The 8,375-nt window shown below is 72.0% G+C and carries 9 protein-coding genes; 6 read left to right on the top strand and 3 right to left on the bottom strand.

Translation table 11 applies throughout. From position 1 onward, the window contains the following. Positions 1 to 2,354, top strand: a 2,354-nt coding sequence (locus tag ABWK99_RS10870) for a multifunctional oxoglutarate decarboxylase/oxoglutarate dehydrogenase thiamine pyrophosphate-binding subunit/dihydrolipoyllysine-residue succinyltransferase subunit (protein ID WP_372594724.1), incomplete at its 5' end; no start/stop codon positions are given. A gap of 97 nt (positions 2,355 to 2,451) precedes the next feature. Beyond that, on the top strand, positions 2,452 to 3,057 hold the full coding sequence (locus ABWK99_RS10875; protein ID WP_372594725.1) for a GDSL-type esterase/lipase family protein: 606 nt from the start codon (positions 2,452 to 2,454) through the stop codon (positions 3,055 to 3,057). A gap of 17 nt (positions 3,058 to 3,074) precedes the next feature. Here ABWK99_RS10875 and ABWK99_RS10880 read toward each other — a convergent pair whose 3' ends face one another. Next, positions 3,075 to 4,166, bottom strand: a complete 1,092-nt coding sequence (locus tag ABWK99_RS10880; protein WP_372594726.1) for a type IV pilus twitching motility protein PilT — start codon at positions 4,164 to 4,166, stop codon at positions 3,075 to 3,077. Positions 4,167 to 4,314: 148 nt separating this feature from the next. On the opposite strand from ABWK99_RS10880, the gene ABWK99_RS10885 reads away from it, so the two are divergent. Beyond that, positions 4,315 to 4,389: a 50S ribosomal protein bL37 gene (locus ABWK99_RS10885; RefSeq protein WP_155859599.1), complete on the top strand. Its 75-nt coding sequence runs from the start codon at positions 4,315 to 4,317 to the stop codon at positions 4,387 to 4,389. 66 nt (positions 4,390 to 4,455) lie between these two features. Here the strand turns inward: ABWK99_RS10885 and rsrA are convergent, their stop codons facing one another. Beyond that, a complete protein-coding gene (gene rsrA, locus ABWK99_RS10890; protein WP_372594727.1) occupies positions 4,456 to 4,710 on the bottom strand; it encodes a mycothiol system anti-sigma-R factor in 255 nt (84 codons plus the stop codon). Continuing rightward, a complete protein-coding gene (locus tag ABWK99_RS10895; protein ID WP_372594728.1) occupies positions 4,707 to 5,465 on the bottom strand; it encodes a sigma-70 family RNA polymerase sigma factor in 759 nt (252 codons plus the stop codon). The genes rsrA and ABWK99_RS10895 overlap by 4 nt, the downstream gene beginning before the upstream one ends. Before the next feature lie 160 nt (positions 5,466 to 5,625). On the opposite strand from ABWK99_RS10895, the gene ABWK99_RS10900 reads away from it, so the two are divergent. From ABWK99_RS10900 to rsgA, 3 genes are all read left to right on the top strand, one after another. Next, positions 5,626 to 6,111 (top strand): DoxX family protein, encoded by a 486-nt coding sequence (locus ABWK99_RS10900; protein WP_372594729.1) that lies wholly within the window; start codon positions 5,626 to 5,628, stop codon positions 6,109 to 6,111. Positions 6,112 to 6,140: 29 nt separating this feature from the next. Next, positions 6,141 to 7,421, top strand: coding sequence for a 3-phosphoshikimate 1-carboxyvinyltransferase (aroA, locus tag ABWK99_RS10905; protein WP_372594730.1), 1,281 nt, complete (start codon positions 6,141 to 6,143; stop codon positions 7,419 to 7,421). A gap of 48 nt (positions 7,422 to 7,469) precedes the next feature. Then, a partial coding sequence (gene rsgA / locus ABWK99_RS10910; RefSeq protein WP_372594731.1) for a ribosome small subunit-dependent GTPase A occupies positions 7,470 to 8,375 on the top strand: 906 nt, incomplete at its 3' end.

Below are 8,375 nucleotides of genomic sequence, written 5' to 3' on the forward strand. Positions count from 1 at the left end.
AGATCCTCGGGCTCCTGCGCGACTCCTACTGCCGGACCATCGGCGCCGAGTACATGCACCTGCAGGACCCGCGCCAGCGGCGCTGGCTCCAGGAGCGGCTCGAGGCCGGGTACGCCCGCACCCCGCGCGAGGACCAGCTGCGGATCCTGCGCAGGCTCAACGCCGCCGAGGCCTTCGAGACGTTCCTGCAGACGAAGTTCGTCGGCCAGAAGAGGTTCTCCCTCGAGGGCGGGGAGTCCCTCATCCCGTTGCTGGACGCGATCCTCACCCGTGCGGCCGACGGCGGGCTCGACGAGGTCTGCATCGGCATGTCGCACCGCGGACGTCTCAACGTGCTCGCGAACATCGCCGGGAAGTCGACGGCGCAGATCTTCGCCGAGTTCGAGGGGAACCTCGACCCGCGCTCGGTGCAGGGCTCCGGCGACGTCAAGTACCACCTCGGCACGGAGGGCACGTTCCTCTCGGACGCCGGCGCGAGCACGCAGGTCTACCTCGCGGCGAACCCCTCGCACCTGGAGGCGGTGGACCCGGTCCTCGAGGGCGTCGTCCGGGCCAAGCAGGACCGGATCGACCTGGGCGGCGACGGCTTCTCCGTGCTGCCGATCCTCGTCCACGGCGATGCGGCGTTCGCCGGGCAGGGTGTCGTGGTCGAGACGCTCAACCTCGCCCAGCTGCGCGGGTACCGCACCGGCGGGACGATCCACGTGATCGTCAACAACCAGGTGGGTTTCACCACCGGTCCCTCGTCCTCGCGCTCGACGACCTACTGCACCGATGTGGCCAAGGGCCTGCAGGTGCCGATCTTCCACGTGAACGGCGACGACCCCGAGGCCTGCGTCCGGGTCGCGGAGCTCGCGTTCGAGTACCGCGAGCAGTTCGACCGCGACGTGATCATCGACATGATCTGCTACCGCCGCCGTGGCCACAACGAGGGCGACGACCCGTCGATGACCCAGCCGCTGATGTACAACCTCATCGAGGCGAAGCGCTCGGCCCGCAAGCTGTACACCGAGGCGCTGGTCTCCCGCGGGGACATCTCCGTCGACGAGGCCTCGCAGGTCCTGGCGCACTACCAGGCCGAGCTGGAGCGCGTCTTCACCGAGAACCGCGAGGGCTACACCCCGCCGGCCTCCACCGAGCCCGTCTCGGGGCTGGAGAAGCCGGAGAGCCAGCGCGAGGACGCCGGGACGATGGTCGGCTGGCGCACGGCCGTCGACCCCGAGGTGCTGGCGCGCATCGGCCGGGCGCACGTGCGGCCACCTGCCGGGTTCACCGTGCACCCCAAGCTCGAGCAGCTCCTGGCCAAGCGCGAGCAGATGTCCCGCGAGGGCGGCATCGACTGGGGCTACGGGGAGATCCTCGCCTTCGGCTCGCTCCTCCTGGAGGGCACGCCCGTCCGGCTCGCCGGCCAGGACTCCCGTCGCGGGACCTTCGTCCAGCGGCACGCCGTCCTGCACGACCGGGTCACCGGTGCGGAGTGGACCCCGCTGGTCTACCTCTCGGGTGACCAGGCCAAGTTCTGGGTCTACGACTCCTCGCTGTCGGAGTACGCGGCGATGGGCTTCGAGTACGGCTACTCCGTCGAGCGGCCCGACGCCCTGGTGCTGTGGGAGGCCCAGTTCGGCGACTTCGTCAACGGCGCCCAGACGATCGTCGACGAGTTCCTCTCCTCTGCCGAGCAGAAGTGGGGCCAGCGCTCCTCCATCGTGCTGCTGCTGCCGCACGGGTTCGAGGGCCAGGGGCCCGACCACTCCTCCGGCCGGATCGAGCGCTTCCTCCAGCTCTGCGCCGAGCAGAACATGACCGTCGCGCAGCCGACCACCCCGGCCTCGCACTTCCACCTCCTGCGCCACCAGGCCTACGCGCGCCCGCGCCGCCCGCTCGTGGTGTTCTCGCCGAAGTCCATGCTGCGGCTCAAGGCCTCGGCCTCGTCCGTGGAGGACTTCACCACCGGCACCTTCCAGCCCGTCCTGCCCGAGACGGCACTGCCCGTCGACGCCCCCGTCGACCGCGTGCTGCTGTGCTCCGGCAAGATCTACTGGGACCTGCTCGCGCACCGCCAGAAGACCGGCGACACGCGCACCGCGATCGTCCGGCTCGAGCAGCTCTACCCGCTCGACCGTGAGGCCGTCGCCGCGGCGCTCGCCCCCTACCCGGGAGCCGAGGTGCTCTGGGTGCAGGACGAGCCCGCGAACCAGGGCCCGTGGACCTTCATCAAGGTGCGGCTGCCGAAGGCGCTCGGCCGTGACATCCGTCGCGTCTCGCGGCCCGCCTCGGCCTCCCCCGCCGCCGGTTCCGCCAAGGTGCACGCCGCGCAGCAGGCGGCGTTGCTCGAGGAGGCCTTCGCGCGCTGAGCCCGGCCGGAGGCGCCCGCAGCGCGTCGGTCGCGCACCGGGCCGTCCCGGTCCGCCAGACTGACCACGGAACGGTCGACCCGCTCGAGGAGGTCCGGTGGACGGCGCACGGCGCATCGTGGTGATCGGCGACGAGCTCGCCGCTGGCGCGGGGGACCCCAAGGCCCTCGGGTGGGTCGGTCGCGTCGCGGCGCGGACCTCGATCCAGCCGCCGCCCATGATGCTCACCCTCGCCGTCCCCGGCGAGACGACGACGGCACTGAGCGCGCGCTGGGAGGAGGAGGTCACCCGGCGGCTCGACCCGGCGGCCGGCCAGGCCGGTCATCTGCTCGTGGTGGCCCTCGGCCGCGCCGATCTCGCCGCAGGCGTCTCCCTCGCACGCAGCAGGCTCAACCTCGCGAACATCCTCGACGTCGCCGAGAGCCGACGGATCTCGACGTTCGTCGTCGGACCGCCGCCTGGCCCGCACGGCGATGCCGAGCAGCAGGCAGAGCTCTCGGCCGCCTTCTCCGACGTCGCCTCACGCCGTCGCGTGCCCTTCGTGGAGACCTGCGGCCCGCTGGCCCACCACGACCAGTGGCTCGCCGACCTGGCCGCCGGTGACGGCACGTGCCCGGGACAGGCGGGCTACGGGCTGATGGCCTGGCTCGTGCTGCACAGCGGCTGGCACCACTGGCTCGGGCTCCCCGACGACACCCTCTGACGTCCGGGGCTCGGGCCTCAGGAGACGGGGATTCCCGCCTCGCGCATGGCGACCGTGAGGTCCTGCGGGTTGCTGGCCACCGTCAGGGCGTCCTCGTAGCTGATCACACCGTCCGTGATCATCCGCAGCAGGTGCTGGTCGAAGGTCTGCATCTTGTAGTACGCGCCGTCCGCGATGAGCTCGGAGATCGGCGGGTTCTCGAGCGGTTCGACGATCGCCTCGGCCGTGCGTCCCGTGTTCACCATGACCTCGATCGCGGCCGCACGGCCGGAGCCGTCGCGGCGTCGGACCAGGCGCTGGGAGATGATCCCCCGCAGGGCCTGCGCGAGGGCGCCCCGGATCTGCTTCTGCTCGTGCGGCGGGAAGAAGTCGATGATGCGGTTCACCGTCTCCTGCGCGTCGATCGTGTGCAGGGTCGACATCACCAGGTGCCCGGTCTCCGCGGCGGACAGCGCCGCACGGACCGTCTCGACGTCACGCATCTCGCCGACGAGGATCACGTCGGGGTCCTGGCGCATGGCTGCCCGCAGCGCCGTGCCGAAGTCAGCCGTGTCGTACCGCACCTCACGCTGGGAGATGATCGCCTTCTTGTCCGCGTGCAGGATCTCGATCGGGTCCTCGATCGTGACGATGTTCACCTCCTTGTACGTGTTGATCAGGTCGACGAGGGAGGCGAGGGTCGTCGTCTTCCCCGACCCCGTCGGCCCGGTCACCAGCACCAGGCCACGCGGCTCCAGGGCGAGCTCTCCGGCCACCTCGGGCAGGCCGAGCTCCACGAGCGTCTGCGCACCGACCGAGACGCGACGGAAGACCAGCCCCGCCGTTCCCCGAGCCTGGTAGGCGTTGACCCGGAAGCGGCCGACACCGGCGAGGGAGTACGCGAAGTCCGCCTCGTGGGTCGTGGCGAACTCCTCGGCCAGGGCGGCCGGGAGCACCTCCGCGACCATCGCGACGGTGTCCTCCGGGCTCAGATCGGGGACCTGGAGACGGCGAAGACGCCCGTCGACGCGCAGTCGAGGTGCGGAACCGACCTTGCAGTGCAGGTCGGAGCCGCCACTGGCAGCGAGGGCGTGCAGCAGCGGGACGACGGACTGAGGCTGGGTGCTCACCTTCTCCTCATCGGCCGATCGGGACGGGTACTTGAACCCCTGCTCGGCGCGAGTGCGCAGGACCCGCGCGTACCCTGCGTCGTCCCGATGCGGCGGCACCACCCGGGGTGTGGGACGATGGTCGGCGCCCGACATCAAGGAGCATCAGATGAGCAAGCGAGGCCGCAAGCGCCGTTCCCGCAAGGGCAGCGCCGCGAACCACGGCAACCGCCCGAACGCGTGAGCCACGAGGCGGTGGGCATCCGAGCCCACCGCCTCGCTCAGCGTCCGGCCCCGGATCGGGGAGCGCTCAGCCGTCGATCTGGTCCCGGAGCACGATGAGCTGTTCACGGATGCGCAGGTGCAGCGTGCTCGGCGCCGTGTCCGTGCAGGATCGCTTGACCAGGGCCTTGAGGTGGTTCTCCACGTCGAACTCGGCGAGGCAGGGTTCGCAGTCCGCCAGGTGACGTCTGATCCTGTCCCCGGTGCCCTCGTCGATCTCGTCGTCCAGGAACTCGAAGAGCCGGCCGAGGGCCTCTGCGCAGTCCACCTCGTCGTGGTTCACGCGTCATCTCCGTCCGCAGCAGGGATCAGACCACGGTCACGGGCGTAGTCCGCGAGCAGCTCTCGAAGCTGGTGGCGGCCACGGTGCAGGCGACTCATCACCGTGCCGATCGGCGTCCCCATGATCTCCGCGATCTCCTTGTAGGCGAAGCCCTCCACGTCGGCGAGGTACACCGCCAGGCGGAAGTCCTCGCCGAGTGCGGCGAGCGCGGTCTTCACATCGCTGTCCGGGAGCCGGTCCAGGGCCTCCACCTCTGCCGAGCGCAGCCCGGTGGAGGTGTGCGAGGCAGCCCTGGACAGCTGCCAGTCCTCGACGTCCTCCCCGGAGGACAGCAAGGGCTCCCGCTGCTTCTTGCGGTAGGTGTTGATGAACGTGTTGGTGAGGATGCGGTAGAGCCAGGCCTTGAGGTTGGTCCCGGGCCGGTACTGGTGGAAGGCGGCGTAGGCCTTCGCCATCGCCTCCTGCACGAGATCCTCGGCGTCGGTGGGGTTCCGCGTCATCCGCAGCGCAGCGGAGTAGAGCTGGTCGACGTAGACCAGCGCCTCGGCCTCGAATCGTGCGGCCCGCTCCGCCGCGCCCTCGGCCGACGGTGCTCGTGTGGTCTCGTCGCTCATCGGGGCCGAGCCTAGCCGTCCCCGCTGCGACAGGCTCCCTGCGGCCTGCCACGAGGAGGCCCGCGCCCTGCCGTCGGGGTGAACCCGCGTCCGTCGCGGACAGGCGCCCGGCCGCACACGTTCGAAGGTCGACGACGTCATAGCGGGGTCAACGCACGCGGTGGCCCGGCTCATTCCCGTCCGATGCCGCGCCGGGGCGTGATAGTCGCGACAGGTGCGTCGTGCTGGGTGCCGCGCACCCGCCGACGCGTTACCGTGCAGGAGGAACGATCACCCGCACGACCCGAGGAAGTGGGAAGCCATGCTCGTCCGTCGGATCGCCCGTCCGCTCGTCGCCGGTTCGTTCCTCGCGGAGGGCTGGGACGCCGTCCGGTCCCCCGCCGCGCACGTGGACCGGTTCGAGGCCGCGTGGCTGCGGCTCGGCCGCCGCGTGGACCTGCCCCCCGTCCCCTCACGCCGCAGCATGACGACGCTCGTCCGCGCTCATGGCGCTGCGATGGTCGGAGCGGCCGGGCTGCTGGCTCTCGGGGCCGCGCCGCGCACCAACGCCCTCGTCCTCGCCGCGCTCATGCTCCCCGTGGTGGCGAGCGAGACGCCGGAGCTCGGCCGTCGCGGGTCCGGGCGCCGTGGGAGCGACGTGACCAAGGACCGGCTCCTGGCCACCGGCACGATGCTCGGTGCCGCGCTTCTCGCCGCCGTCGACACCCAGGGCCGACCCGACATGGCCTGGCGCGTGCAGCAGGCGCGCGCCGAGCGTGCCGCGGCCAGGACCTCCTCGACGGACTGAGCGACTGCCCGGCCCGGTAACCTGCCCGCATGACCGAGGAGACCTGGCCCGCCCCGCTCGCCGACCGTGCGCTCGACGCGACCGTCGACGTGCCGGGATCGAAGTCGCTGACCAACCGCTACCTCGTGCTGGCCGCTCTCGCCGACGGTCCCGGAGTGCTGCGCGGGGCGCTCGACTCCCGGGACACCAGCCACATGGCCGCCGGGCTGGAGGCGATGGGTGCGCGGGTGGACCGGGACGGCACCACCTGGCGGACGGCGCCGATCACCGCGGGTCCCGGACCGGTCGAGGTGGCCTGCGGACTGGCGGGCACCGTGATGCGCTTCCTGCCGGCCGTCGCCGCTCTCACCGGACGCAGCACCCGCTTCGACGGCGAGCCGCCCGCCCGGCTGCGCCCGATGGGTCCCGTCCTGGAGGCCCTGCGCGATCTCGGCGTGCGCGTCGAGGACGAGGGCCGCGGCACCCTGCCCTTCACCGTGACCGGGCCGATCGTCGGAGGCTCCGTCGACCTCGACGCCAGCGGCTCCTCGCAGTTCGTCTCCGCGCTGCTCCTCGCAGCGGCACGGATGCCCGAAGGACTCGTCGTCCGTCACACCGGACGCACGCTGCCGAGCCTTCCGCACATCGCGATGACCGTCGACGTGCTGCGGGGGGCAGGCGTCGACGTCGACGACTCCAGGCCGGAGATCTGGCAGGTCACGCCTGGTCCGATCCGCGCGCGGGACGTGCGCGTCGAGCCCGACCTCTCCAACGCGGCACCGTTCCTGTGCGCGGCGCTCGCCGTGGGCGGGACCGTCCGCGTGCCGGGGTGGCCCACCGAGACCACTCAGCCGGGTGCCCTGCTGCCCGAGCTGCTCACGCAGATGGGTGGCTCCGCCCACCTCGAGGGCGACACCCTCGTGGTCACCGGCACGGGCGAGGTGCACGGCGTCGACGTGGACCTGCGCTCCGCCGGGGAGATCGCCCCGACGATCGCCGCCCTCGCCACCCTGGCGGACTCCCCCACCCGGTTGCGGGGAATCGGGCACATCCGGGGCCACGAGACCGATCGGCTCGCCGCTCTTGCCACCGAGATCACGCGGCTGGGCGGCCAGGCCGAGCAGACCTCCGACGGGCTGGTCATCACCCCGCGTCCGCTGCACGGCGCGGTCGTGGAGACCTACCACGACCATCGGATGGCGACGGCCGGTGCGCTCATCGGCCTCCGGGTGCCCGGGGTTCGGGTGCGTGACGTCGCGACGACCCGCAAGACGCTCCCGGACTTCGTCGGGCTGTGGACGGGCATGCTCGCCGGTACGGGGGCGCGTTGAGCACCGAGGGTGCACGATGAACGGGACACCCGAGGGCGGTGACCGGCGATGAGGCGCAGCTACGACGAGTCCGACGTGCGCACCCGGCCCAACCCGAAGGCGAACCGGCCCCGCACCAAGCAACGCCCCGAGCACGCCGACGCCGCCCGCGCGCTGGTGACCGGCGTCGACAGGGGCCGCTACACGATCCTGGTCGACGAGGACGGTCCTGACGAGCGCGGAGCGATCGCCATGAAGGCCCGCGAGCTGGGCCGCGAGCGCGTGGTCTGCGGTGACCTGGTCGACGTCGTCGGCGATGTCAGCGGGGCCGAGGGAAGCCTCGCTCGCATCGTGCGGATCGTCGAGCGGAGCACCGTCCTGCGCCGCACGGCCGACGACGTCGACCCGATCGAACGGGTCATCGTCGCGAACGCCGACCAGCTCGTCATCGTCACCGCCCTGGCGGACCCCGAGCCACGCACGAGGATGATCGACCGCTGCGTCGTCGCCGCCTACGACGCCCGCATGCGAGCCCTGCTGTGCCTGACGAAGGCCGATCTGGCCGACCCCGGGCCCCTGGTGCGGATGTACGCCCCGCTCGGTGTCGACGTCGTCGTGGTGGGACGGGGCGAGGGCACGGACGAACCCGCGCCCGAGGGTCTGGCTGCCGTCCGCGCCGAGCTCGTCGGCCGGACCTCCGTGCTCGTCGGCCACTCGGGCGTCGGCAAGTCCACCCTGGTCAACGCCCTGGTGCCCGACGCCCTGCGCGCGACCGGGGTGGTCAACGACGTGACGGGCCGCGGCCGGCACACCTCCTCCTCAGCCGTCGCGCTGCGCCTGCCCGGGCACGACGGCTGGGTCATCGACACCCCTGGGGTGCGGTCCTTCGGTCTGGCGCACGTGCGCCCCGAGGAGATCCTCGGCTCCTTCTCCGACCTCGCCTCCGTCGTCGAGGAGCGGTGCCCGCGCGGCTGC

It is taken from the genome of Actinotalea sp., assembly GCF_041597215.1.
GTDB lineage: Bacteria > Actinomycetota > Actinomycetes > Actinomycetales > Cellulomonadaceae > Actinotalea.